This window comes from Ralstonia sp. SET104 (assembly GCF_003851545.1).
In the GTDB taxonomy this organism is placed as follows: domain Bacteria; phylum Pseudomonadota; class Gammaproteobacteria; order Burkholderiales; family Burkholderiaceae; genus Ralstonia.
Genome location: NZ_BHVX01000006.1, coordinates 265,460 through 290,062, shown reverse-complemented (window position 1 = coordinate 290,062; position 24,603 = coordinate 265,460). Strand labels below are relative to the sequence as shown.

22 protein-coding genes and 1 riboswitch are annotated in these 24,603 nt (G+C 60.8%); of the genes, 9 read left to right on the top strand and 13 right to left on the bottom strand.

The window, feature by feature from the left end:
• The 6 genes from sdhA to PSUB009319_RS10525 all read right to left on the bottom strand — a co-directional run.
• Nucleotides 1-1,539: succinate dehydrogenase flavoprotein subunit (gene sdhA / locus PSUB009319_RS10550; protein ID WP_124382174.1), on the bottom strand; the 1,539-nt coding region annotated here is incomplete at its 3' end.
• Nucleotides 1,540-1,542: 3 nt separating this feature from the next.
• Entirely contained in the window at nt 1,543-1,908 is a 366-nt protein-coding gene (sdhD, locus tag PSUB009319_RS10545) for a succinate dehydrogenase, hydrophobic membrane anchor protein (protein ID WP_124382173.1), read from the bottom strand.
• 1 nt (nt 1,909) lies between these two features.
• A complete protein-coding gene (sdhC, locus tag PSUB009319_RS10540) occupies nt 1,910-2,329 on the bottom strand; it encodes a succinate dehydrogenase, cytochrome b556 subunit (protein WP_260392939.1) in 420 nt (139 codons plus the stop codon).
• 87 nt (nt 2,330-2,416) lie between these two features.
• Nucleotides 2,417-2,872: a DUF3429 domain-containing protein gene (locus PSUB009319_RS10535; RefSeq protein ID WP_124382171.1), complete on the bottom strand. Its 456-nt coding sequence runs from the start codon at nt 2,870-2,872 to the stop codon at nt 2,417-2,419.
• A complete protein-coding gene (locus PSUB009319_RS10530; RefSeq protein ID WP_124382170.1) occupies nt 2,869-3,621 on the bottom strand; it encodes an SDR family NAD(P)-dependent oxidoreductase in 753 nt (250 codons plus the stop codon). The genes PSUB009319_RS10535 and PSUB009319_RS10530 overlap by 4 nt, the downstream gene beginning before the upstream one ends.
• Nucleotides 3,622-3,694: 73 nt before the next feature.
• On the bottom strand, nt 3,695-4,669 hold the full coding sequence (locus PSUB009319_RS10525) for a MerR family transcriptional regulator (RefSeq protein WP_260392938.1): 975 nt from the start codon (nt 4,667-4,669) through the stop codon (nt 3,695-3,697).
• A 184-nt stretch (nt 4,670-4,853) separates the two neighbouring features.
• Here PSUB009319_RS10525 and PSUB009319_RS10520 point away from each other — a divergent pair, with 184 nt between their 5' ends.
• From PSUB009319_RS10520 to PSUB009319_RS10490, 7 genes are all read left to right on the top strand, one after another.
• Entirely contained in the window at nt 4,854-5,945 is a 1,092-nt protein-coding gene (locus PSUB009319_RS10520; protein WP_124382169.1) for an NAD(P)/FAD-dependent oxidoreductase, read from the top strand.
• Between the two features lie 104 nt (nt 5,946-6,049).
• On the top strand, nt 6,050-6,637 hold the full coding sequence (locus PSUB009319_RS10515; RefSeq protein WP_260392944.1) for a lipocalin family protein: 588 nt from the start codon (nt 6,050-6,052) through the stop codon (nt 6,635-6,637).
• A 13-nt stretch (nt 6,638-6,650) separates the two neighbouring features.
• A complete protein-coding gene (locus tag PSUB009319_RS10510) occupies nt 6,651-8,201 on the top strand; it encodes a cryptochrome/deoxyribodipyrimidine photo-lyase family protein (protein ID WP_124382167.1) in 1,551 nt (516 codons plus the stop codon).
• An 8-nt stretch (nt 8,202-8,209) separates the two neighbouring features.
• The gene (locus tag PSUB009319_RS23470) at nt 8,210-8,371 is read left to right on the top strand and encodes a DUF2256 domain-containing protein (protein WP_124382166.1); all 162 of its coding nucleotides are present in this window, start codon (nt 8,210-8,212) and stop codon (nt 8,369-8,371) included.
• Entirely contained in the window at nt 8,368-9,669 is a 1,302-nt protein-coding gene (locus PSUB009319_RS10500) for a DASH family cryptochrome (protein WP_124382165.1), read from the top strand. The genes PSUB009319_RS23470 and PSUB009319_RS10500 overlap by 4 nt, the downstream gene beginning before the upstream one ends.
• Nucleotides 9,666-11,207, top strand: a complete 1,542-nt coding sequence (locus PSUB009319_RS10495; RefSeq protein ID WP_124382164.1) for a cryptochrome/photolyase family protein — start codon at nt 9,666-9,668, stop codon at nt 11,205-11,207. Before PSUB009319_RS10500 ends, PSUB009319_RS10495 begins: the two co-directional genes overlap by 4 nt.
• Nucleotides 11,208-11,303: 96 nt before the next feature.
• Nucleotides 11,304-12,251, top strand: coding sequence for a TIGR01777 family oxidoreductase (locus tag PSUB009319_RS10490; RefSeq protein WP_124382163.1), 948 nt, complete (start codon nt 11,304-11,306; stop codon nt 12,249-12,251).
• Here the strand turns inward: PSUB009319_RS10490 and PSUB009319_RS10485 are convergent.
• Nucleotides 12,223-12,882 (bottom strand): carbonic anhydrase, encoded by a 660-nt coding sequence (locus PSUB009319_RS10485; RefSeq protein WP_124382162.1) that lies wholly within the window; start codon nt 12,880-12,882, stop codon nt 12,223-12,225. The genes PSUB009319_RS10490 and PSUB009319_RS10485 overlap by 29 nt on opposite strands.
• 996 nt (nt 12,883-13,878) lie before the next feature.
• Between PSUB009319_RS10485 and PSUB009319_RS10480 the strand changes: the two genes are divergently transcribed.
• A complete protein-coding gene (locus PSUB009319_RS10480; protein WP_124382161.1) occupies nt 13,879-14,103 on the top strand; it encodes a hypothetical protein in 225 nt (74 codons plus the stop codon).
• Between the two features lie 780 nt (nt 14,104-14,883).
• On the opposite strand, the gene PSUB009319_RS10470 is transcribed toward PSUB009319_RS10480, so the two are convergent.
• From PSUB009319_RS10470 to mprA, 4 genes are all read right to left on the bottom strand, one after another.
• On the bottom strand, nt 14,884-15,357 hold the full coding sequence (locus PSUB009319_RS10470; RefSeq protein WP_124382159.1) for a hypothetical protein: 474 nt from the start codon (nt 15,355-15,357) through the stop codon (nt 14,884-14,886).
• Between the two features lie 214 nt (nt 15,358-15,571).
• Nucleotides 15,572-17,923: a P-loop ATPase, Sll1717 family gene (locus PSUB009319_RS10465; protein ID WP_124382158.1), complete on the bottom strand. Its 2,352-nt coding sequence runs from the start codon at nt 17,921-17,923 to the stop codon at nt 15,572-15,574.
• 177 nt (nt 17,924-18,100) lie between these two features.
• Nucleotides 18,101-19,801 carry a phage integrase family protein gene (locus PSUB009319_RS10460; protein WP_124382157.1) on the bottom strand — a complete coding sequence of 567 codons (1,701 nt, stop codon included), beginning with the start codon at nt 19,799-19,801 and terminating at the stop codon, nt 18,101-18,103.
• Between the two features lie 402 nt (nt 19,802-20,203).
• The gene (gene mprA, locus PSUB009319_RS10455; RefSeq protein WP_124382156.1) at nt 20,204-22,144 is read right to left on the bottom strand and encodes an MprA protease, GlyGly-CTERM protein-sorting domain-containing form; all 1,941 of its coding nucleotides are present in this window, start codon (nt 22,142-22,144) and stop codon (nt 20,204-20,206) included.
• Nucleotides 22,145-22,353: 209 nt separating this feature from the next.
• Here mprA and PSUB009319_RS10450 point away from each other — a divergent pair, with 209 nt between their 5' ends.
• Nucleotides 22,354-22,596, top strand: coding sequence for a hypothetical protein (locus PSUB009319_RS10450; RefSeq protein ID WP_124382155.1), 243 nt, complete (start codon nt 22,354-22,356; stop codon nt 22,594-22,596).
• 73 nt (nt 22,597-22,669) lie between these two features.
• Here the strand turns inward: PSUB009319_RS10450 and PSUB009319_RS22880 are convergent, their stop codons facing one another.
• Together PSUB009319_RS22880 and PSUB009319_RS10445 are read right to left on the bottom strand one after the other, a co-directional pair.
• Nucleotides 22,670-22,822, bottom strand: coding sequence for a hypothetical protein (locus PSUB009319_RS22880; RefSeq protein ID WP_185453444.1), 153 nt, complete (start codon nt 22,820-22,822; stop codon nt 22,670-22,672).
• A gap of 30 nt (nt 22,823-22,852) precedes the next feature.
• The gene (locus tag PSUB009319_RS10445) at nt 22,853-24,025 is read right to left on the bottom strand and encodes a DUF4382 domain-containing protein (protein WP_124382154.1); all 1,173 of its coding nucleotides are present in this window, start codon (nt 24,023-24,025) and stop codon (nt 22,853-22,855) included.
• 379 nt (nt 24,026-24,404) lie between these two features.
• Nucleotides 24,405-24,586: riboswitch (cobalamin riboswitch) on the top strand.
• Nucleotides 24,587-24,603 lie beyond the last annotated feature (17 nt).

Genomic DNA, 24,603 nt, shown 5'->3' with positions numbered 1-24,603 from the left:
CGCGGTGTTGAACACCTTGGACTTGTCCTTCAGGTGGATGTTGGCGCTACGCTCGGCCACTTCGAGGATGCGCTCGACGCCCTCGTCCATCAGCTTCTGCGTGCGGAACACGCCAGCGTGCGACTGCATGTTGCGGCGGATATCGTTGGCAATGTCCTGCGCGTATTCGCCCGAGCTGGACGAATCGAGCTTGGCCAAGCGCGACAGCGCTCGGTCAGCAGCGTCGGCCGGCAGCGGTTTATGCTCGCGGTTTTTCAGGTTCTGCGCAACGATGTGGTTGCCTGCCGAGCGGCCGAACACCACCAGGTCGAGCAGCGAATTCGTGCCCAGGCGGTTGGCGCCGTGCACCGACACGCACGAGCATTCGCCGATTGCGTAGAAGCCGTTGACGACCTCGTTCGGGTTGCCGTTCTTCGGCACGACGACCTGACCGTGATAGTTCGTCGGAATGCCACCCATCTGGTAGTGAATGGTGGGCACGACCGGGATCGGTTCCTTGATCGCATCAACGTTCGCGAACTTCAGGCCGATCTCGCGGATGGACGGCAGACGCTTCATGATGGTCTCGGCACCGACGTGGGTCAGGTCGAGCAACACGTAGTCGCCGTTCGGGCCGCAACCACGGCCTTCCTTGATTTCCTGGTCCATCGAACGCGACACGAAGTCACGCGGTGCCAGATCCTTCAGCGTCGGGGCATAGCGCTCCATGAAGCGCTCGCCGTCCTTGTTACGCAGGATGCCGCCTTCGCCGCGCACGCCTTCCGTGATCAGCACGCCCGCGCCGGCCACGCCGGTCGGGTGGAACTGCCAGAACTCCATGTCTTCCAGCGGGACGCCAGCGCGCGCTGCCATGCCCAGGCCGTCACCGGTGTTGATGAAGGCATTGGTGGACGCTGCGTAGATCCGGCCTGCACCGCCCGTGGCGAACAGCGTCGTCTTGGCCTCGAGGATGTAGACCTCGCCGGTTTCCATTTCCAGCGCCGTCACACCCAGCACGTCGCCGTCCTGGTCGCGGATCAGGTCCAGCGCCATCCATTCGACGAAGAAGTGGGTCTTGGCCCGCACGTTACGCTGATACAGCGTGTGCAGCAGCGCGTGGCCGGTACGGTCGGCCGCGGCGCAGGCACGCTGCACGGGCTTCTCGCCGTAGTTCGACGTGTGGCCGCCGAACGGACGCTGGTAGATGGTGCCGTCGGCGTTGCGGTCGAACGGCATGCCGAAGTGTTCCAGCTCGTAGACCACGTTCGGTGCCTGGCGGCACATGAACTCGATCGCGTCCTGGTCGCCGAGCCAGTCGGAACCCTTGACGGTGTCGTAGAAGTGATAGTGCCAGTTGTCTTCGCTCATATTGCCCAGCGAAGCACCGATACCACCTTGCGCCGCCACGGTGTGCGAGCGGGTGGGAAAAACCTTGGACAGCACGGCCACGGAGAGGCCGGCTTCTGCCAGCTGCAGCGATGCGCGCATGCCCGAACCGCCCGCACCGACGATCACGACGTCGAATTTGCGGCGCGGCAGCCCAGTCTTGACTGCGACCATGTCTTAAACCCTCCAGAGAATCTGAGCTGCGTAGCCCGCACAACCAACGAGCCACAGAATCGTCAACACTTGCAGCGTCAAACGCACTGCCACGGGCTTTACGTAGTCCATCCAGATGTCACGCACGCCGATCCAGGCGTGATACGTGAGCGACACGAATGCCAGGAACGTCAGCATCTTCATCCACTGGTTGGCGAACAGGCCCGCCCAGCTCTGGTACGACGTGTCTTTCGACAGCAGGAACGCAGCCAGCAGCACGATGGTGTAGACCGCCATGATCACGGCGGTGACGCGCTGCGCGAGGAAATCCTTCAGGCCGTAGTGCGCGCCGACAACCAGGCGCTTGGGACCAATTGCGTGCTGTGCCATGTTATGCGGTTGCTCCGAACAGTTTGATTACCACGATCGCCGTGAGCCCCAACGACGCCGCGAACACGGCGATTGCCGATCGACGGCTGTTCACCTTGGCGGTGGCGTTGTGGTCTACGTCCATCCACAGGAAGCGCAACCCGGCGCAGAAGTGATGAAGGTACGCCCAGCTCAATCCCAGGACGACCACTTTTACAGGCAAGGTCGCCAGCGTTTGCCTGAAGCCGTCGAAGGCGGGCTCGGAATCCAGGCTTCGCCCGAAGAGATTCAGCAGGAATGGCAGAGCCAGGAACAGCAGTGCACCACTGACCCGATGAAGAATCGACACCCGCGCCGCGATCGGCATGCGGTATCTGGTGGTGATGTCGGTCAAACCGGTGTTCCTGTAGACGACAGCTCCTTTGCTTGAATGGTTTGCCACGTTGTTCTCCAGACAGATTCCAAACAGATATGAGGTTAATCAAGCTTGTGGGTAGGCTCGGCGCCGTGGTGCGTCGGTCTCCAGCGATCAGCCTGCGCTTGCCACACCGGCGAGCACGAGTGACAAGGCTGCGACGGCGGTCAGCAGGCTGCGCAACCCGAAGTACCATGCCGGAATCGCTCTGCCGCGCCAGAACACGGCATCGACCGCCCAGCAGACGGCCAGCAAAATCGCCAGCCTGACGAGGGCAGCGCGAGGCTCCCCGCTGATCGTCAAGGCCCAGGCGGCGAACGATGGCACGACGCTCCAGGCAAGCTGAACGAGATGCCTGCGCGTGGCGACGGGCTCGCGCAGTACGAGGCCCCAGTGCACGGCACCCACGAACGACGCGATGGCCGCGCCATACATCAGCAACGCATGTGGATACTCACCGCTGCCGGCAGCGGTCCGCACGCAAAGCCAAGCCAGGACAACGAACGGAATGAGACCGCCGATGCCAAGCACCACAGCGAGGGCGCGCGCGTCCATCGACGGGCCGCTCATGATTTTGGCGGCACGAGCAACCGGCCGTGGCCGCCATCCACATTGATCTGCTGACCCGTGACCCAGGAGGCGGCGGGACTGAGCAGGAACTCGGCAAGCGCTGCGGTGTCGTCACCCTGTCCGAGCCGGCCCAGCGGGTTGGCCTTTGCGAGTCGCTCTGCAACCACAGGGGAGCCGGTCAGCCGTGCTGACATGGCCGATGTCGTCAGCCCCGGATGAATGCAGTTGACGCGGATACCGCGCTCCGCATATGTCGCAGCGGCAGACTGAGCAAGCTCGCCGACCGCTGCCTTTGCGCTGGCAATGGCTTCGTGATTCGGGAAGCCGGCGGTCGCGGCGACGGAGCCAATCAGCACGGCACTCGCGCGCGCCTTGTGCGCGATAGCCTGCTGCACGAACAGTCGTAGCACATTCCACGCCGAGACGAAGTTGGTATCGAGTGCCTGCTTGAGCTCGTCGTCCGACGTCAGGTGAAGCGGCTTGATGACGATCGATCCGACGCAATGCGCCAGCCCCTCCGGCGCACCGAACTGCGCTGCACCCGCCTCGATGGCAAGCTGGGCACTGTTCCTGTCGATGACGTCGGCGGGGCAGACCAATACCTCAGGTGATGCAAGCGATTCAGCGAGCGTTTCCAACCTGTCCCGATCTCGCGCCGTCAGGACCAGCGGAATGCCCGCGCGGTTCAATCGCCGCGTGAGCGCGCTGCCGACGGCGCCGCTGGCACCGGTAATCCAAACAAATCCCATTGTTACGTCCTAACGTGTTTTGGCCTAGAAGCAACGAGCAACCGGCGCTGATGCATGGCGACCTCTGGCGGCGTCAACCGGCACGCGCCAGCTCGCGGTTCATCAATCCTTCCTGACGCACGATTTCCGCAAGCGCGGTTTCGAGCAGTTGGGCGGCGCGATTCGCGACGTTGCCAAGACGGCGGTGCAACAGGGCATCACTCGGTGACCGCGATATGCATTCATCGCTGTAGCGTTGAAACGCACTGAGCTGCAGCACAAGTTCGGCAAGGTGCCGAGGGCATTCGCATTGGATGGCCGAGGCGATGCCCGCGAGCGAGGCAAGCGCTTTCTCGTCGAACCGGCGCATTGCGCGCGGCGCTGTGCCGACATTCAGTCTGTCTGCCTGACGGTGCGCTGTCGCCCAGTCGGCCAGTTCTGCGATTAGGTGCGCAGGTCTGGCCTGCGTGTCGGCGCGGCGAACGACGCGTATGCCTGCGAGCCCCGCCAATTCGGTCGCGCGGCTGCTGCCAAATGCGTAAATCACGCTGACCGCCTTGGCATGCACAGCTTCTGATAACGACACGATGCGTGCGACGGTCTCGTCATGCAGCGAGGAGACGGAGACCAGCAACGCATCCGCCGTTATTCCGGCATGGGCGTGTTGAAAAGCGTCTTCGAGGGAGCTCGCGTACGCGCAAATGCGCATGCTGCCAAACGTCGAGCCGGCGCCCGGCATATCGACCGGGCCGACCACCAGCAGAGAGAGCGCCTCGGGCAGTTCGGCTTGCATGTCCTCCGGCGACAGCATCAGCGCCTTCAAGGCCTCCCAGTCCATACCGGCGATCGCGCTGATCGGGTGGCCTTGATCCACGAGGATCCTGATCAACCGCAGTCGTCCCACATCGTCATCTGAATAGAGCCGCTGCCCTGAGGGCGTCTTTGGGGGGGAGACCACGGCATACCGACGTTCCCAGATTCGCAACGTGGCAGCGGGCATCCGCGCCAGACGCGCCGCTTCGCCGCTTCGGTAGCGGCGGGCCTCCGTTGAGGTGAAGTGCTTTCCCACGGTCTCTCCTGATCACAGCATCAGACTAGCGACTGACTGCATCAGAAGACAAAACTTTTTTACGCTGGTGAAACGTCTCGTCGGTACATGAGTCGAGAATGTGTTGATATTTGTGGCCGAAGTCGCAGTCGAAGAGCACATTAAATGGCCTTACGTCCCTATACTCAGAGCCAACTTCACAGCCATGCCGAATGTCGTTTTCGCCGGCCAATTTTGTTTCATGAATCGAGAATATGAGTCAGTCAGCGTAGCGATTGTGGGCGGCGGCATCGCCGGGCTCGCGTGCGCTGGCGCGTTGTCGCGAGGTGGATATCGAGTCACTGTGTTCGACAAAAGCCGCGGTGTCGGCGGCCGCATGAGCACCCGCCGAGGCGATGGCTGGCAATGCGACCATGGCGTGCCGTACTTTCTTGCGCGCGATTCGGAATTTGTGTCGGAAGTGGCGCGCTGGATGGCAGCGGGCGCGGTCGCACCATGGCACGCGCGGGTCGTGTCGATGGCTCCGGACGTACCTCCCATGGCCGCCCCTCCCATGACGCGATACGTCGGCGTGCCGACCATGACGATGCCGGCTCGGCTGCTGTCTATGGGTGCAAAGACGGTTACAGCCACGACCGTCGACGCACTGTTCCGCGAGGCCGGTTCTTGGCAGCTGTCGTCTGCCGAAGGCGGTCTCATTGGTGACCAGTTCGACATCGTCGTCGTGGGTGTTCCGTCGCCGCAGGCTGTACCGTTGCTTGAAGGCACGGCTTCTGATTTCGCGCTTGCTGCATCGCGTGCCCGGATGCGACCGATTTGGGTTGTGATGGCGCAGTGCGAAACCAATGCAGACCTGAGCTTCGATGCGGCAGTCGTCAACGGAGCGCCGTTGGCCTGGATTGCAAACGACACCAGCAAGCCCGGCCGCACCGGCTATTGCACCTGGGCACTGCACGCCTCGTCCGCCTGGACCGACGCGCATTTGGAGGACGCGCCGGAAGATGTCGCGCGCACCTTGGTTGCTGCATTTCGTGAACTGGGCGGGCCCGCAGTGCGTGCCGCGACAGCGCATCGCTGGCGTTATGCGGAACCCCTGGAGCCGAAGGGTGACGACGCGCCGGGTTATATGTGGCGCATGCAGGACGGCATCGGCATCTGCGGCGATTGGCTCGCTGGTGGCGGTGTCGAGGGGGCATGGCTGAGTGGCAACCGCCTGGGAGAGGCGATCCGACGTTCCCGTACGAGCCAAGCATGCGGCCCTCGCGCCGCGGCACACGTGGCAGCGCAATCAAGCTGACAACACAACAGGTGAGAACGATGCTCGACGAATGCGCCGCTTCATGGAGACACCAGATGCTCAAGCGCATGTTGAATGCGTTGCGGCTGCTGAAGCGCTCCCTGATGCCCAGAAAGGCCACGCAAGCACGCCGCCGGCGGCTGCAATTGCTGGCGCTTGTGGTTGCGGGTGGCACCTTGATGGCCGGCTGCGCTCCGACAAGTCCGCCACAAGGCATCTCCCCTGTTGCGCCGTTCGATCTCCAGCGTTACCAGGGCCGATGGTACGAACAGGCGCGGCTGGATCACGCGTTCGAGCGCGGCCTGACAAATGTTTCGGCGACGTACGAGCCACAGCCGGATGGGAGTGTCCGCGTCGTGAACCGCGGCTTTGATCCCGCCACGGGAATGTGGCGAGTGGCCATCGGCAAGGCCTCGTTCATTGGCGACCACGGTACCGGATCGTTGAAGGTGTCATTCTTTGGGCCGTTCTACGGTGGCTATCACGTGGCGGCACTCGATCCTGGTTACCGCTGGGCGCTCGTGGTAGGGCCAGATCGCAGCTACTGCTGGATCCTGGCGCGCGACAAGCACCTCGACCCAGCGCAGCGCCAGTCGATCGTTGCAAGGGCACGCATGCTCGGCATCGATACCGCAGCGCTGATCTGGGTGTCGCAGGAGCGGCAGGACCCGGCTGTGGCGCCTGCCCGGTAAGTGGTGTACGCCGATGACGTTCACTGTGGTCTGGTTCAAGCGCGATCTGAGGGTGCATGACCATGCCCCCCTGTTTCACGCCGCCAGGCAAGGGGCAGTGTTATGCCTTTACATCGTCGAGCCAAGTTACTGGGCGCAACCGGACGCAGCGCTGCAGCATTACCTGTTTTTGCAGGAGTGCCTGCACGACCTCGATGAGCAACTGCGCGCATGTGGCGCGACGTTGCAGGTTGCGGTCGGCGAGGTGACGGAGGTGCTCGCGCGGTTGCAAGCCTCGGCGCCCTTTACTCAGCTGGTATCGCACGAAGAAACCGGCAATGGACATACCTTCGATCGAGATCGGGCCGTTGCCCGATGGTGCCGCGACCACGGCGTGACTTGGCAGGAATGGCCCCAGCATGGGGTGATGCGGCGACTCTCTACACGAGATGGATGGCACGCGCGCTGGCACGCTCATATGCACGCGCGTTGTCTGCCCGCACCACCGCGCGGCAGCCTGCGCGGCGTTGCATTGCCGTGGAGTGCACAGGTGTTGCCCACCGGCCTTGGCCTCGGACTGGCAGCCAGTGCGCCACCGCGGCGTCAGCGAGGCGGCCGTGCCATCGGCTGTGCATGGTTGCAGGACTTCCTGCTCGAACGCAGCCGACGCTATCGCGGCGGCATCTCCTCACCGATTACGGCTCCCAGCGCATGTTCGCGTCTGTCGCCATACCTTGCCATGGGTTGCCTGAGCATGCGCGAGGTGATGCAGGCCACGGAGCAGCGCTTGTTGCAATTGAAGGATTGCACTGATCCGGGTGCAGCTTGGCAGCGCAAGGGGCTGGCGGCATTCGTCAGCCGCCTGCATTGGCACTGCCACTTTATCCAGAAGCTCGAATCCGAGCCCGCACTGGAGTTTCGGAATCTGCACCGTGGCTACGACGACCTGCGCGAGCGTGAGTGGAACGAGGCCCACTTTGACGCCCTCGTGAACGGCTGCACCGGTTGGCCGATGGTGGATGCCTGCGTGGCCATGCTGCGCGAGACCGGCTGGATCAACTTCCGCATGCGGGCCATGCTGGTTTCGGTGGCCTCCTACCCGCTGTGGCTGCATTGGCGGCCCGTGGGTCTGTGGCTGGCAAGGCAGTTCATCGACTACGAACCGGGGATCCACTGGAGCCAGATGCAGATGCAGGCCGGTACCACCGGAATCAACACCACGCGCGTCTACAACCCGATCAAGCAGGCGCAAGATCACGACCCGCAAGGCAGCTTCGTGAGGCACTGGCTGCCGGCGCTGTGTCGTGTACCAGACACGTGGCTGCTGCAGCCGTGGCGTATGCCGGCCGAGGTACAGGCGCGCTGCGGCGTGCGCGTGGGCGTGGACATCCCCGAGCCGGTCGTCGACCTGGAGGCGGCAACCCGCCAAGCCAAGGCGCGCATCCACGCCCTGCGCGCACGCGCCGATGTACGAAACGCCAACGCCGCCATCGTGCAAAAGCACGGCTCCCGCTTGCGGCGCGACAGGGTTGACCGATCTCCCCAAGGAGCGGTCATGCCCCAGCAGCAAAGTTTGGATTTCTGACGCCATCCATGCACAAGAAACCGAACCTGCCGAGCAAACAGTGCCGTCAATGTGGTTTGCCCTTCGTCTGGCGGAGGAAATGGGCAAAGACCTGGGGCGAGGTCAAGTATTGCTCTGAGCGCTGTCGCCAAGCGCGCAGGCACGCCACCGGAGATAAGGGGGGCACTTGAGTACGGTGCTGTTCTGGTTTCGTAACGACCTGCGCCTGCACGATCAGGCGGCATTGCGCGCAGCATGCGCAAGTGGGGCCCGATACGTTGTACCGGTGTACTGCCACGCAGACTATGACGAGCTGACCCCATGGGGTTTTGCCCGTGTCGGCCGTCACCGCCGCACGGTATTGGCGGCGGCCCTGCGCGATGTTGATCGCCAGCTTGCTGGCTTGGGAAGCCGCTTGCTCGAATGTCGCGGGCCGGCCGCCATGACGCTTCCTGCGCTGGCACGCGCTGTAGGTGCCACCGCCGTGGTGTGCGAGGAGATCGCCGCGCCACAGGAACAGGCCGAGGTCGAGGCATTGCGCAACGCTGGCCTGCAGGTCCATACCGTGTGGCAGAGCAGCCTGCTTGAGCCCGGCGACTTGCCGTGGGCGGTGCACGCCTTGCCTCCCACATTCACGCCCTTCCGCCAGACCATCGAACGCGCGAACGTCAAGCCGCCAGTCCCTCTCAAAGCACCGGCAAGGGTGCCGCCGTGGCCTGCCGGTATCCATATCCCTTCCGACCTGCGTTTTGCGCCGGCATCGGATCGTGTCGAGGGCGGCAGCCCGGATGCGCGTGCATCGTTTCCCTATGACAAGCCCGCGTTCGATGGCGGCGAGACAGCGGGCCTGGCTCATCTGACGCAGTACCTGGCGCGCAAGCTGCCACACAGCTACAAGCGCACCCGGAACGGTCTATCTGGGGTGGACTACTCGAGCAAATGGTCACCGTGGCTCGCCACGGGCGCATTGTCCGCGCGCAGGATCATGGCCGAGCTCCAGCAGTTCGAGACCATGTACGGGGCCAACGAAGGCAGCTACTGGTTGTGGTTCGAACTGCTGTGGCGTGACTACTTCCGTTTTCTGCACCTGCAGCACGGGCGCCGGCTGTACCGAGCCCAGGGGCTCGCTCAGCACCTGCCGATGCGACACAACACGCAGGGGTTCGAGCGTTGGTGCGAGGCGCGCACGAGCGAACCGCTGGTGGATGCCGCCATGCGCGAACTGCAGGCCACCGGATACTTCAGCAACCGGCTGCGGCAGGTGGTGGCCAGCTATTTGGTGTACGAGCTGGGCGGCGACTGGCGCGCGGGTGCGGCCTGGTTCGAAGCGCAACTGGTGGACTACGACGTCTACAGCAACCAAGGCAACTGGCTGTACATCGCGGGGCAGGGGACAGATCCGCAAGGCGGGCGGCGCTTCAATATACAGAAGCAGCTTTCGCAATATGACGCTGAAGGTCAGTACCTTCGCCTCTGGGGAATGCCGTGACGGAGCGTGCCAAAACTGTGCGGCTGGTGCTGGGTGACCAGCTCAACCCGATGCACTCGTGGTTTGCAAACGTGGATCGCCATGTGGTCTACGTGCTCATGGAGGTCCGTCAGGAAACCGACTACGTGCTGCACCATGCGCAAAAGATACTCGCCATCTTTGCGGCCATGCGCGACTTTGCGCGCCACCTTCGGGCCCAGGGGCACCGAGTGCGCTATCTCTGTATCGATGACGCGGACAACACCCAGTCGGTGACGGAGAATCTCGCCGCGCTGGCGCAAGGGTACGGCGCAGAGCATGTGGAATGGCAATCCCCGGACGAGTGGAGGCTTGACACGCAACTGCGTGCGTGGGCTGCAACCCAGAAGCTGATCACGCACGAGGCCGACACCGAACACTTCATGACTGGCCGGCCTGATTTGGCGACCATGTTTGCGGGCCGCAAACAGTGGCTGATGGAGCGGTTCTATCGGGACATGCGCCGACGCCATCATGTCTTGCTGGACGGCAAGGGCGATCCGGAAGGGGGGCAATGGAACTTCGATCACGACAATCGCAAGCCTTGGCGCGGTACGCCGCGCGAACCCGCTGACGCGAGACCAGTCCATGACCACCGGGATCTGTGGGCCACGGTGGAACGCAGTGGCGTAAAGAGCTTCGGCGACCCGCAAGCCGACCGGTTCCGCTGGCCTTTGAATCGTACGGAGGCACTGGCTTGCCTTGAGGCGTTTGTCCATCAGGCGCTGCCGCACTTTGGTGATTTTGAAGACGCGATGAGCAGCGCCAGCCCGAGGTTGTTCCATTCGCTCCTGTCGTTCGCGTTGAACGTGAAGATGCTCCACCCGCGCGAGGTCATCAGTCGGGTAGAAGCGGCTTATCGGAAGGGTAAGGCACCGCTGCCTGCCGTCGAGGGCTTCATCCGCCAAATCCTTGGCTGGCGCGAGTACGTCCGAGGCATCTATTGGGCGCACATGCCCGGATATGAATCACGCAACGCGCTCGATCATCACGCGCCACTGCCTTCGTGGTTCTGGAATGGAAAAACCCAAATGCGCTGCCTGCAGCACGCTATCGGACAGTCTCTGGAAACGGCCCACGCGCACCACATCCAGCGGCTCATGGTGATCGGCAACTTCGCGCTATTGGCCGGAATCGCACCGGGAGAGGTCCATCGCTGGTACCTCGGTGTATACATTGACGCCTTCGAGTGGGTGGAGCTGCCCAACACCCTTGGCATGAGCCAATGGGCGGACGGCGGCGTCATCGCAACGAAACCCTACGTCAGCAGCGCCGCCTATCTCGGCCGCATGAGCGACTACTGCAAGGGCTGCCACTATGACAGCAAGCAGCGAATCGGGGAGGGCGCTTGTCCGTATAACGCGTTGTACTGGGATTTTTTTGATCGCCACGCCGACGTGTGCAGCCGCAATCCTCGCCTGGGCATGGTCTATCGCCAGCTAGCCAAAATGCAGAAGGAGGAACGCGATGCCGTGCGCACGCAGGCTGCATGGCTGCGCGCCCGGCTTGATCAGCTGTGAAGGGCACATTTGGCAGCTCGCAGGGAACGTTGGCGGCCAGTCAGTCCGGCGCGTCCAGTGGCATTTTTGGGTCAACCATTCAGAGGACAAATCATCTTGCGCATTTTGCTGACTGGAGGCACGGGCCTGATCGGGCGAGTCCTTTGCCACCGCTGGAAAGGCGAGGGCCACGACGTCATTGTCTGGAGCCGTACACCGCACAGGGTGCCTACGTTGTGCTCGGGCGCGCGCGGCATCGCCACACTGCAAGAGCTTGACGACTCAGTTGCGCTGGACGCAGTGGTGAATCTGGCGGGAGCCCCGATCGCCGACCGCCCGTGGACCGCGCACAGACGCGATGTCCTATGGCGCAGCCGTGTCGATCTGACTTGCAGACTCGTGGATTGGCTCGGCGAACGCGTGCAGCGTCCTCGCGTGTTGCTCTCAGCTTCCGCCACCGGCTGGTATGGAGACCGCGGAAATGAGCGCCTCGACGAGGGCAGTCGCCCTGGCGAAGGGGACTTTGGTAGTCGACTTTGCGTTGCGTGGGAGGAACAGGCAAAGCGTGCCGAGCAGCTCGGCATCCGAGTGGCCCTGCTGCGAACAGCACCGGTGCTGGCCCGTAATGGCGGTATGCTGCCCAAGCTGCGGATGCCGTTCAGCATGGGGCTTGGCGGCCGTCTAGGGAGTGGACGGCAATGGATGCCGTGGGTTCATCTTGATGACGTGATTGGCCTGATCGAATTTCTGTTGCAGCACGAAGACTGCGAAGGGGTGTTCAATGCGTGCGCACCCCATGTCGTGTGCAATAGCGAATTTGCGCAGGCACTTGCGCGGGAGCTTCACCGCCCAATGCTCTTCTCAGTTCCGGCATGGGCGTTGCGCATGGCGCTCCGGGAAATGGCGATCTTGTTGCTGGGAAGCCAGCATGTTGAGCCCAGGCGCGCCTTGGAGGCCGGCTATCAGTTTCGATTTTCGCGCTTGGAAGACGCGTTGGCAAATTTGCTGACCGGAGCAAACGCTCCGGTCGATGCCATTACACCTGCCTCAACTTCCGAGATGTGACCGCTACCGTTGTCGGCGAATCGGCCAGCGGCACAAAGCGGCGTGTTTCACCGTCGAGTGCATCGATGCTCCCGTTTTCAATGTCATACACCCAGCCGTGCAGGGTCATTCGACCTTGCTCAAGCGCAAGCGCCACCGAAGGATGGGTGCGCAGGTTTGCGAGTTGTGCGATCACGTTTTCACGAACGAGCCCGTCCAATTTGGCGCGCGGCGAGTCAAATTCATGCATGGAGTTGATCGCCTTCGCGGCGTCCGAATGCCTCAGCCAGTTGGCCACTGCTGGCAAATGATCAAGGCACGTACAGCGTGAAATGGCACCCATGGCGCCACAGTCCGAATGGCCGCAGATGACGATGTCGCGGACACCCAGCACTGCGACTGCGTACTCGACCGTGGCTGAAACTCCGCCTGGCTCGGGGCCGTACGATGGCACGATGTTGCCGGCGTTGCGGATCACGAACAGCTCACCCGGTTCGCGTTGTGTCAGCAGCTCCGGCACGACGCGACTGTCCGAGCATGTCACGAACAATGCCTTGGGGCTCTGTGACGTTGCAAGCTGCTTGAATAGGTCCATCCGCTGTGGATAGATGTCGCGCTGAAAGCGCAGGAAACCGTCAATGATGTCGCGCATGGCGTTCTCCGATTGAGATGTGTCGATCCCCGCGTGGCAACGCTAGACTGCGCTGCCGCCGGGGCAGCCGCTATTTTCGTTGATATTCATTGATTCGTGGCTGGAAGCGCAACTGGCTGCGCTCAATCGTAGAAGGCCAAGCGGTGGCGTGGCCTCATGCCACCGGAGGGCATCGCTCGGACCAGAAGCAAGGCTAAGCAGCCGCCTAGACTACGCCCAATGACTCGGACATTTGAACTTGGCTATAACCGGACATTACAACTTGGGTCTAACACTTTTTCTCGCATAATTAAGGTTATGTAAAATTTACTGCACGGAACTGAAACGATGCCGCAGCAAGGTTTCCTGGATTGCTCCCCCTTTTTGCGCTGATGATCTCTTGCCCTGTTTATAGACTTTCTGTTTGCGCTGAACCACTTGTGGTTATCCAACGTGCTTGACCAGATAGATCGCTAGTGCTTCACCAGCGCTTGCGGTAGACCGACGGCTTCAGTGGCTCGAGCAGAATCGCGTGACCAAGTACGAGTGACCTACTGCACTGGCACTGCGATCACCGCTGCTCGTCGTCACTCAAGGCGTCAGATATGTACTCTACGGCTACCGCCGCGGCTATCGTACGTGAGACACCTGCTGCCGGCTCTTCATCAAAAGAAGCAACCATGCATTGGCCGATGAGGTCATCGCGTCAAACCACTCCGCCGCTCACCTGAGCTCAAAGTGCTCCAACGTAATTCTGTGCACTGATAAGGCGTGAATTTCGCAGTTTGTTGAGCAGCCAGCACTTTTGCGATTCCGTGCACGCCTTCTCGCAAACCGCATTTTATTCGCTCCTCGCGCACACTTTGTTGTCACGCACGCTCCGCATCGACCAAGGTTACTCGACGGTATGCTTTCTATTTCACTTGCGCTGATCTTGAGTGCAGCGCGATAGTCTTAGCACGCGCACATCGCCTGGTAGCTCCATCCGTTGCGATTCTTGTTACTGGGAAAGTCTCTATGAAAGTCTCTGTGACTCAATACGAAGACATGCTCAAAGCTACGTTTGAGAATGGCAACGAATTAACGGCTAGCGATCCCGTTGTGCTTGGCTCACGCCTCAGGGATCTCGGTGTCCAGCCTGTAGACGTGACGATGCCAGACTGGCGCGAGGGAGATGTCGCGCCGCTTACCGGCAGCAAAATCGCATTGTTGATGGCGTTGCGAGGCATGAAGCCGAGTTGAAGAGCCCCCGGCGGTGCTCAACCCACATCGCTTTCCCGTCACACTAGGTTGAACTCTTCGGGAGGATGGTCAACTAGCGTTGATCTCTTCTCGAGTCGGACAATTTGAGAGGTCCCCGCAATAACCTCCTCCAGCGGCCGGCAGTTGCGCCGCACTGCGGCTGACGGCCATGTCAGGCCTGGGCGAGATCGTTGATGCGCCGGTGCCCATATTTCGACACCTGGGACGTCATACCCCGCTGCGGTGGCACATGCGAGCCACTCGGCCTCTGCACGATCGGCCTCACTCTGGATAACTGAGAGTGCCTGCAGAAGGACTACGTGAACGGTCAGCCCTCGCTCTGTAGCCCAGTGAAGCAACGGCCCGGAGCAGCGTTCGCCGGTGCGTCGAGTCCAGTGTTCACGCATTCGCCTGGCAACACTTCGCGTCTGCCCAATATAGCAAGCGGCTTCAACTGAGCCCTGCGCTACGAGCGCATAAATCCAGAAATCGAAGACGATCCCCGAATCAGTCAGTACCCCCGCTCTGCCGGCTTTGTAGTGATTGGCGGGAAACAGCCTGAACCTACGGTGCCCTCTCATCACGACCGTAACAGAATCCTCGCTGTGCTTCGTGACAATCAGGCCCCGCTCTGTCACGAAGGAGCGCAATTGCGCCATCGTGGCAACAGAGCCCGCGTTGATGAGACGCTGGAATTCCTGCTTTAGGGTCATGGTACAAGGATCGAGAATCTCAGTCAGTGTTGGCTAAGCCGATGCATCCTAGCGACGAAAATCTCCGTCAAACGCGAAGCCATTTGACGGATGCAGACTCGATCTTGTCGGTATCCTGGTCGTACCAAGTTGCACATCCGATCATCTCAGTGCGGCTTGCATTGACTATCAATTGAACCATTCCTTGTCCGGTCAAGCTCCCCTGGCGGCCGACTTTCTTATACGCACCAAAAACCATACTGTGGGACACGCGGAGGTCGCAGCTAAAGTCTCGCGGCTGTACCGTGGTCTTACCTACTCCGGTCAACACGGACCCGATGTGGCTTAGCTGGACTCGCTCGGTCTCAGTGCGGCGGACCGACGGCTTGGCGGGATCAGGTTCATCAAACGTTTGTTGCCATACGCCCGCAAGATCAAAGCGCTCCGGATTCACAAGATTTACTAAGAAACCAAGCGATTGAGACACGATCTTGGCAAACGGTGGCGACAAATAGTTGGCGATAAGCCCACCGAGCACGCCCAATAAGAATCCTATTAACACACTCCCATCCTCCATAGCCCCTAATAAAACTCCACTTTTTCAAAGTCACCCTTGGTCAGGAAAAACCTGTCAATGTCTTGGACATCTTTCCCCGCGTCACGGCGTTTGTCGCGAACGCCTTCGCGTCTTTCCCAACCTCGATCCGTACCAAACTGTCGGCGCCGACGTCAGAGCTCATCACAACAAAGCAAAATCTTTCGAACTATCTCGAAAATTACTCTGACTCACTGATGCCGAGAGCGGGCCTAAATGCCGGGTTCATGACATAGACACCATCATTAATCGCCCGCGAGGCTCGCACCTGAAGCACTTTGAGGTCATAGTTCACATGATAAATATAGTGAACCTGTTCGTCCTGCAGTCGGACACCCAGAATTCCATAGTAGAGAAGAAAGTCGATAACTTTATCGACATCCACCTCGTCAATTCCCGCACTCCGAATCAATGTCTCAAGCGCATGTCGCGCCATCAGTGATGGTGCGTCGATGAATTGATACAGCAAATCTTTGGCCGCAGGAAAAACATCGGTTAGCTCATGATCGAGTTCGACTAGCAAGTCCTGCGAATAGGCACGCACACCCTTCTCCAAATCCGTTTCGTCGATCTTGGAATGCGAGAGATTGGCGGCAAAGCCCTTTGAATGAGCAAAGATCTTGATGATGTTTCTCGGCCGCATCAGTGATCGCTCAATGATGTATGAGGACGTTTCCTCTCCCTTGTAATGTGAGACACATAGCTTTGGCCAAATCTGATCAAACGTAAGCTCACTTGACTCCTCTGGCAGCGAGGCGACCAGCCTTAGTCTGAGAAGCTCTCTGAGCATGTCCGCGTCTGTCCAGTCTAGCGTTGCTCGCATCTCCTTCCCATAGTCAGCACTCTGTCGCATCAAATGCTCATAGACATCATTTCGGATAAACACGATACAGTGAACTGTATGTCCTGCCTTGCGCATGTCGCGTTCGACTTTGCGGCCCGCATCAATCAAGCAGCGCAAGACCATCGCGTCAACCACGTCGACGCCTTGTGTGCTCCACCCCTTGTCAAGGTTGTCAAAGAGAACCCATATGCCTTGCTTGTGTTCCAAATAGGCGCTAACCTGCGAACGCAGCGTCTTAACGTCGTGCGAATAGACAAGCTGAGTGACTTGGTCTGTCGAGAGCTTGGTGCCATCCGCAGCCCCATATCGTTGGACGTAGTCCTGCGCAATCCGCTGCGACAGCGTCAGAAGACGCTCGGAGAAGTCCCCCTCGACCGAATACCCCTCCGTCCGATACGTGCGCTCAAGTTCGAGGTATAAGTCTCGAATCTCATGGTTAAATTTGTGCGTAGCCTGATCTTTCTCCAGCAATTTGTAAGTGATCTCAAGGAGGATGAGGTACTCCCAGAACGCGGTAACCAAATGGTGGCTGGCGCCCTGCGTCAAGTGTGAAAGAATATCTTCCTTCAGTTTTAGAAGTTGATAGCCCTCCGGTTTCAAATCCAAAACGACATTGCGCTTATCGGAGCGAATCTTGTCTCTAGCTTGAATAAACAATGCGGTCTTTCCGGCCCCTTTACGGCCGACCACGAGATTAACTTCGCCTCTTAGAGCTTTGCTGAATTGATCGGTCGCCAGGAAATAACTTCCCAGTGTAGTCATCTCGTTCTCGGCGGTCGGATCGCCAATCTGAAGGGACTGTAGTTGCGTTAGGTTCTTCAGCGGTGTCGGATCACCGTGCTGCAGATAATCGGTGATCTCAAGCGAAAATGTCGCAATGTGCTGAACGATATCTTCCGCACGCGAGTACGTTTTGACTGCATCACGCACATCCAATGGAACCTTCGCATTGGCGTGTGTGAGGATCAATGTTGGCTTGTCCATCCCGTGTGCAAGTCCAGCAACAAACAATGTTCGAATATCGTGAACGATGTTCGTGTCTTGATCGCCGTCCAGCAGGGATAGGAGAACACCGGCTGAGGCGCCGACTTGCCGAATCGCATCGGTCGCAGACAATCGTGCGTCCTCGGCAGGATTGAAGCTTCTGTATTTGTATCTTGCTTTTTTCAAGCGTGACGTCATCAGGGTAGCAATACCACCTTTTGCGGGTGGCTCGACAACGTACACTGGGGCGAGGCGATCGAGTGAAGCTGGGAGCGGGAGTGGGTTAGGATCTACATAGGCCGACAACGAGTTTCCTAGGGCCTCGTCGTCCACATAGGTGTCATAACCGAGGGTATCGAAAATCCCCGCTTCGCGAGCAATCTTCTGATCCCCTTCCGTAGTTGCGTGTCGTACGAGATAGCAACGCCGCGAACGACCGATCGTATAACCTACCTCATAGACGACATTGGGGTTCAGGTATGTGATATCGGCAACAACATACTTCGAGGCGTCGATCCCCTCCAAAATGGGGGAAATGAGGGGATTGCCGGCGATATCGTTGAACTCCCACGGAGTGTACTGGATACGCTTTCCGACCTTGCGATTGGCCTTGGCAACACCTAGAGCAATGAGTTGCGCTAAACGGGCATCGCGGGATGAGTATGCAACGAAGGCTTGTTGAGGCCCCACGGGATTTTCCATCATCGTCTCGCTAACGCATTTCGCACATATTACTCGACAGAGCGCTAAAAAATGTACGGCGCCGCTCCTTCCCCAACTTTGGTATGGTAATATTTCGCCACCAGTTTGGATGTACTTATTCCCCGTGCATTCTCAGGGAGGCAGCCACCATTTGGACTCCCCGAGCCAGATGAGATACCGCTAATGGCGACGAAAAGCGGTACCGATTTGCCTGGCCCGCTTCACGTCGTCGCCGTGCAGATAGATTGACGTGGTCGAGACCGAGGCGTGGCGCAGATTGTCGCGCACAGTGGTCAGTTCCGCGCCGCGCGCGAGGGCGTGGGTGGCGTGCGTATGTCGCATCCAGTGCGAACTCGCTTTGCGCAGCTTCTCGGCTAACACCGCATGGTCGTTCTCGATGGTGTCAGCAGCCGTCTCAAAAAAGCGCCTTACCAGACTCCACAGCCGGGTTCCGGTAATCCCGCCGTCAGGATCTAATCCCAACCCACCAATCAGCGGCATCTTCGGATTCCACCGTGCTCGCGTGACTGGCAGCCCGCGCTCTACCAGGTAGCGATCGAGCGCGGTACGCGCCAGCGGCGGCAGCGCGACTTTGCCGGCGCGACTGCCCTTCCCTATCAAATTCAGCCAGTGATCACCATGCCGGTCGATTTCGATATCACCGAGCTTCGCAGAAACGAGTTCGCTCGCGCGCAGACCGGTCGCATACCCGAAATCCAGCACAAAGCGCAGCCGCTGCGCGGCCGGCGCCTCCCAGCCATACGACCACTCCAGGCCATCGGCAATGGTGCGGGCCAGCGCCCATTCGCCCTCCGTAAAGGCGCGCGAGGCATCCAAGGCGGCAGTCCGTCCGCCGCCGCGCACCTTGACGCCCGCGAACGGGTTGGCCAGCACGTAGCGCTGCTGAATTAGCCAGCGGAACATGGCGCCCAGCACCGACAAGGCATAGGCAATCGAGCGCGCCGAGAGCCCGTCCGTGAACGGTCGCCATTCGATGGAGGTGCGTGGGCGCGCCGGACCGATCCAGCGCTCGCGCGGTGTCGGCCGGCGCAAGAAGCCCCGGTAGGCAATCGCATCCTCGGTAGTCAGTGAGGAAAGCGCCCGACCGCGCTCGACAATCGCCCACAAGATCAGCCGCTCCGCCTCCTTGCGGTACGCCCGCTGGGTGGCGGGCGATTCGTGCAGGGAAAGCCATGCCTGAACGGCCTCGTAGTCGTTATCGGCAGTGAGCACGCAAGTCTCGCGCGGCGCACGGAATTGCCCCTGTGAGCCGTCAACTTCGTTTGGCAGGCGTATTTGCTCCCACGGCACCACCACGCCACGGACCTGCTCAGCGATCAGTGCCCGGGCACGCTCGGTCAATTGCGGGTGTTCGGCAAAGAACGCCTCGATACGCCGTGCACTAGCCTGCCCCAACCCGGGAATGACCGTCCACCACCGGCGCCGGCGCGGCACGCGGACAGTCAGATCCGCCAAGGTATCGATGCCAGCGGCCCGCAGCACGGCGGCGGTGCTCGCATTCAGCCATAGCGCCACGTCATCGCTGATGGCTGGTTCTGGCAATGGCAGCGTGCGGAGCAACTCGATCGCCTGGTCGGCCACCCTGCCCTGTTTGGCGCGTCCGGTCGCCGGCATCTCAAACAGCGCGGCCAGATCGTCGCGCTGGCGTCGGCGTGCAAAGGCCGCGAGTTGGCGCCGGATGCGGCCGAGCACGCCGCGCGAGGACTGCCCCGGCGACAGGCGCTCGCCCAGGTAGCGCTCGACAGCCTCGCGGGTGGACAAGCCGGCATGCCAGCCGCGCAGCGCCGCCAGTTCGGCGGCGTGCGGAAAACCGGACGGGGTGTCGATGGACGGATCGACGGGAAGCAGACGCGTTTTCATGGAAGGCAGTTTAGTGCCTTAATGAAGCTATTGCGATAAGCATACTTATCGCAATAGCATTACAGTAACGTCACCATGGCCGGTGTTCCAATCAAGATTAGCTGCGGAGATCCCGCACTCGAACGACTGGAGCAAGTTTGCGTCTCAAGTAGTGCAGTGACACGGGCATGCTCCTGAGGCCGGCTGCCCGCGTTTCATCAGATAGCGGTCGCGCCCATTTGATGATCACTCACATAATCAGCCGCCTCACCTCCCTGCGGCACGCCTGGCGGTAGGCGGTTCATGCAAGGAGAGCCATGCCCGCATTGCCTCATGGCCGTTGCAGCGGTGGGGATACAGGTTTCGTGCGGTAGGCTCCCAAGGCACTACCGCACTGCGCGCCTGCTCGGCGATACCTGGCTATTACGCCTTTGCAACACCCCGTCGGCGCTGCGTGAATGCTGCCGCGCCCACCACGACGAGCAGCATGGAGACCAGTGGATTTACCATGCCACCCCCGCCGGTGCTCGTAGAGGGGCTTGCTGTGGTTCCGGTTGAAGTCCCCGTCGAGGGGGGAGTTGTTGGCGTAGCAACGGCTGCTGCCACGTTTAAGCTCACGCTGTCTGTGGCGGATGTCCCGGCGCTGTTCGTGAGCGTGACGTTGAAGCTGTAAGTCCCTTGGCTCGGCGGCGTAAATACACCGTTGATGGCCCCGTTGGCGTCGGGGCCACTCGAGGTCACTGCCACCGTCACGCCGGCGGTTTGCTTCCAGGTGACGCTGGTGACGGTATTGCCGAGGCCTGGTCCACCAACCGCCGACATCGTCACTGCGGCATTCGCGGTCGCGCCAGCGGCAGGGGTCGCAGCATGCAAGGTCGGTTGGCCTTGTGTCTGCAACAGCGCGGAGACGCCGTCCAGCATGCCACTGCCGCACGTACCCGCGTGCGTTGCGCAATAGGTGCTGGCAGGAAACGGTCTGGACGATTGCTTGAGCAGCGTCGACACTTGGTCCGGCGTGAGGGTCGGCACAAGCGACAGCATCAAGGCGGCCACGCCCGAGACATGCGGCGTCGCGAACGACGTGCCCGCGCCGAGTGCATAGGCATCGGTGGTCGGCCCCTGCGTTCCGTTATTAAACAGCGACGGAATCAAGTTGCCAATGCCGGACAACACGATGCCGTGCCCGCCACCCGGCGCGCTGAGTGTCGTCTCCGCCCCGACGTTGGCATAGGATGCTCTATCCCCGTCGATGGTGTGCGCCGTCACGGCAATCACGCCCGCGCAGTTTGCCGGAGAGTCTACCGGGCCAGCTTCGTTGCCCGTCGCCACGATCACGCTTGCACCCAACGCCCGCACTGTGTTGACCCCGGCCTGTTCAGCGGACGTGCAACTTCCCCCGCCGCCCAAGCTCAGATTGAGAACCTTGGCCGGATTCGTGTTGACCGGAACGTTCTGCACTACACCACCGGCGGCCCAAGTCATCGCATCGATGATGTCGGAGCTGACGCCCCCGCACTTGCCCAGTGCGCGCGCCATTAGCACCCCGGTTGCAGGTGCGATCCCCGCGATACCAATCGTGTTCTGCTGCGCGGCAATCAGGCCTGTGACGAACGTCCCGTGCCAGTCGCTGTTGACGGCCGTGCCGCAAAACGTGGGATAGTTTGCAGCGTCGGAACTGCTGACCCAGTTGCCCGGATCGGAAGGGTCCGGGTCACGCCCCGGTTCGCTCGGGTCGTTCTCGACGAAATGGAGAGGAATCGACAATCCGGTTTGCGGATCCGGCGTGCCAGTCATGGCGGTGCTGCTGACAAAGTCGTAGCCAGTGCGGATGGCAGCTCCAGAGAGATCCACATGGGTCGCAATCAGGCCAGTATCGACTATCCCCACCGTCACTAGGCCCGAGCCCTTGGTGGTACTCCAGGCACCAGCGATGTTGGCCCCACCGGCCGAAGTACTCGCCGGCATCAAGTTCCATTGCTGGCTGAAGAGTGGATCCGTAACCACGGCCGCGGGGCGCATCTTGCGGTCGGGCGAAACATATTCGAACTGTCCGCTTGCCTCCATGCGGCTGGCGACGACCAGCGCATCGTCAAGCAACATCGCTTTGGGCAGCACGACCACATGCGCACCGGTTGACATCGGCCGCTTGTATCCAAGAGGCAGCTGCGCAGCGCTCGCCCAACGTTGGGTTGCAGCCGCCACGTCCAGGGTGCCGGCCGCATTCGCTCCACGCTCCTTAACGATCAACTGTGAAACCCACTGCGGTTCCACCGCAGCTTGTGATTGATCCGTTGCCCGCGCGGATAACACAGGCAACAAAGCACATGCGGTCAGTACTACAAAACTGAGTTGTTTATGTTTCATGGTCGATATTGAGAAACGAGGACATCCAGAATCTTCATTTCGGCGACTTCGAACGAAACTTGACAGCCGATACACCGACGTTCGTTGCCCACACGCGTACATGTGCGCACCTCTGCGAGACGACGTTACGTTTTGTTGCACTGGCGCTTCACTTGCGTCACGCATGCTCCATAAAATCGACTTGCCATTACCAAACACAGGAGGCGTGTATGACCAAAACCCAGTGGCTCGTAGCAGGTGTCATGGCCGCGCTTTGCGCGACCTCGGTTCCGGCGTTTGCCAAGGGCGGTGGCGCCGGTGGCGCATCGATGGGACACATCAGCAGCCAGGGCATCACCAACTCCAACGGCCCCGACTCGGCTGATCGGGACAAGGGCCGCGCCCGTGCGGAAGATCGCGCGCACGAGCATGGAAAGTCGCAGAAGCACATGCATTCGGGCAAGTCAAAGTAACGGCTGGCTGAATCACTGAAAAAAAGGCCGGTCCTCGCGACCGGCCTTTTTCTTTCTGCGCGCAACTATACCGTCAGCAATTGCCTTTCTTGGCCTGGCCCGGTGGGCAGAAGCCATTGCCCGGACCGCCTTGCGGTACCGCGACCACGCCCGCATCCGGAACGTAGACCGCACACCCGCCCAGCAGTGACATGCCCAAAGAAAAGATCAACAGAAGGTTCTTCATGGCTATGAGATGCCGATGCGGCGTTCGTGGTCAGAAACTGAAGTTGATGCCAGTCTGATTGCCGGCCGCAACATTAGCCGGTGCGGTTTGGACGGCGCCTGTCGAACTGGTGGCCTGAATCGTGTAAGCGCCGGCGGTGCCTGCTGGCGCCAGTGCAATCGGCAGCGTGGTGCTGTACGTTCCGGCCACCGGCGTGGCGGCCGGCAGATTCATGCTGTAGGCGCCCGTCGTGAGATCGGCATTGGCCGAGGTGATTTCGTACGACGCCGAGCCGACCGTCTGCAGCGCGACCAGCGACGCCTGTGCCGCGGCGGTGGCCGTGCCGGAGGCCGTACGGGTCACCGATGCCGACAGCGTAATCGGCTGGGTCGAGGTGGAAACCGTGGTGGTCGCACTCGCGGTCACGGGCACCGCGCGGATGACGCCCGTAGCGTGTCCGCCCGCCGGGTTGTTGTCGACGATCACAACATCGTAGTTACCGTTGGTCGAACTCTGCACGAGCGGCGACAGGGTGAACTTCCCGGTCGAATCTGCCACGGTGCCCTTGATCACGACGCCGTTCTGCTCCGCATAGACGGTGGCGCCAGTCTGGCCGGGCGCGACAAAGCCGGTGATTGCGCCACTCACCACGGCCGTGGTCGCGGTGACCACCGGTTTGAGCAGGTAGTTGCCGTTGCCCTGGGTGACGATCGACTTGCAGGCGTTGAAGTCCAGCACCAGATCCACCAGCGTGTTGGCTTGCACCGTGAAGGGCTGGATGATTTTGTAGCCGCTCTGTGTAGCGCTGGGGGTGGACAGCGGTTGCTCGGTGCCGCCAGTGGGCACGACCGAATTGGCCAGCGTATTGCCTTGGTTCGCGGCAAGCACCAGCCGAATCTGCTGGTACTGCCCAGCCGGCAGCGGCGCGCTGCCCAAATCGCTCAGAACACCGTTGGTCAGGGAGAGAAGATCGATCTTCTGCGGTGTCTGCAGCGTGATGTCCGTCCAGCCGCCATCGGCATCCGCCGCAGTCGAACTGGCGTTGACGCGCACTTTGTTGACGGTGACGTAGACGTGGTCGTAACCGCACGACGGTGCATCGGTCATCGAAACCTGGAGAGTGCCATTGCTGGTGCTGGCGCTGCCGCCATCGCCACCACCACACGCGACGGTAAGCAAGGAAGCCGGAACGGCCAGCAGCAAGCCTTTAAGAGATGGATTCACGAGGTGTCTCCTGGATAGGGAAGGTGCCGGCAGCTTAACGCCGCCAAATAACCGCACTCTGCACAAATTGCAACTACATGTAACCCCATCGAGCAGTCATGCGTCGCGGCATTTGTTGCTAAAGACCGTATGCAAGCTTGGTTATGCGATGCAGTGGCGAGTCCGTCACTACCTCATTTCTAGTAATTTCTGACGACAACGTTTGGGATTGCAAACTAGTCGCCGACGTTGCCCGCATCCCACATCCCGCACTCGCGGGCGCTGATCACCCCCTCCGCACTCGGATGATCAACGCTGGGTTGGAAGCAGGCGACGCTACCAAGCACTGCGCTCGCTATGCGCCACGTCAATGTTCACATGCCCAGTCTCATCGCGTATGATCCGGGCGACGAATGATGGTGCCCAATTAGAGGGTGAAACGGGAACACGGTATGAAGCCGTGGCTGCCCCCGCAACTGTAGGTGACGAGCCCGCATCAAATGCCACCGGAAACTTCCCGGGAAGGCGATGCAAGGCGATGACGCGCGAGCCAGGAGACCGGCCATCATCTCTTGTCGACGTGGGTTGAAGCCGGGCGG

What these genes read in the sequence shown, in the direction of transcription:
- sdhD (WP_124382173.1), bottom strand. Translation starts at nt 1,908, where the DNA reads ATGGCACAGCACGCAATTGGTCCCAAGCGCCTGGTTGTCGGCGCGCAC.
- PSUB009319_RS10535 (WP_124382171.1), bottom strand. Translation starts at nt 2,872, where the DNA reads ATGAGCGGCCCGTCGATGGACGCGCGCGCCCTCGCTGTGGTGCTTGGC.
- PSUB009319_RS10530 (WP_124382170.1), bottom strand. Translation starts at nt 3,621, where the DNA reads ATGGGATTTGTTTGGATTACCGGTGCCAGCGGCGCCGTCGGCAGCGCG.
- PSUB009319_RS10520 (WP_124382169.1), top strand. Translation starts at nt 4,854, where the DNA reads ATGCCGAATGTCGTTTTCGCCGGCCAATTTTGTTTCATGAATCGAGAA.
- PSUB009319_RS10515 (WP_260392944.1), top strand. Translation starts at nt 6,050, where the DNA reads ATGCCCAGAAAGGCCACGCAAGCACGCCGCCGGCGGCTGCAATTGCTG.
- PSUB009319_RS10510 (WP_124382167.1), top strand. Translation starts at nt 6,651, where the DNA reads ATGACGTTCACTGTGGTCTGGTTCAAGCGCGATCTGAGGGTGCATGAC.
- PSUB009319_RS23470 (WP_124382166.1), top strand. Translation starts at nt 8,210, where the DNA reads ATGCACAAGAAACCGAACCTGCCGAGCAAACAGTGCCGTCAATGTGGT.
- PSUB009319_RS10485 (WP_124382162.1), bottom strand. Translation starts at nt 12,882, where the DNA reads ATGCGCGACATCATTGACGGTTTCCTGCGCTTTCAGCGCGACATCTAT.
- PSUB009319_RS10480 (WP_124382161.1), top strand. Translation starts at nt 13,879, where the DNA reads ATGAAAGTCTCTGTGACTCAATACGAAGACATGCTCAAAGCTACGTTT.
- PSUB009319_RS10465 (WP_124382158.1), bottom strand. Translation starts at nt 17,923, where the DNA reads ATGATGGAAAATCCCGTGGGGCCTCAACAAGCCTTCGTTGCATACTCA.
- PSUB009319_RS10460 (WP_124382157.1), bottom strand. Translation starts at nt 19,801, where the DNA reads ATGAAAACGCGTCTGCTTCCCGTCGATCCGTCCATCGACACCCCGTCC.
- mprA (WP_124382156.1), bottom strand. Translation starts at nt 22,144, where the DNA reads ATGAAACATAAACAACTCAGTTTTGTAGTACTGACCGCATGTGCTTTG.
- PSUB009319_RS10450 (WP_124382155.1), top strand. Translation starts at nt 22,354, where the DNA reads ATGACCAAAACCCAGTGGCTCGTAGCAGGTGTCATGGCCGCGCTTTGC.
- PSUB009319_RS22880 (WP_185453444.1), bottom strand. Translation starts at nt 22,822, where the DNA reads ATGAAGAACCTTCTGTTGATCTTTTCTTTGGGCATGTCACTGCTGGGC.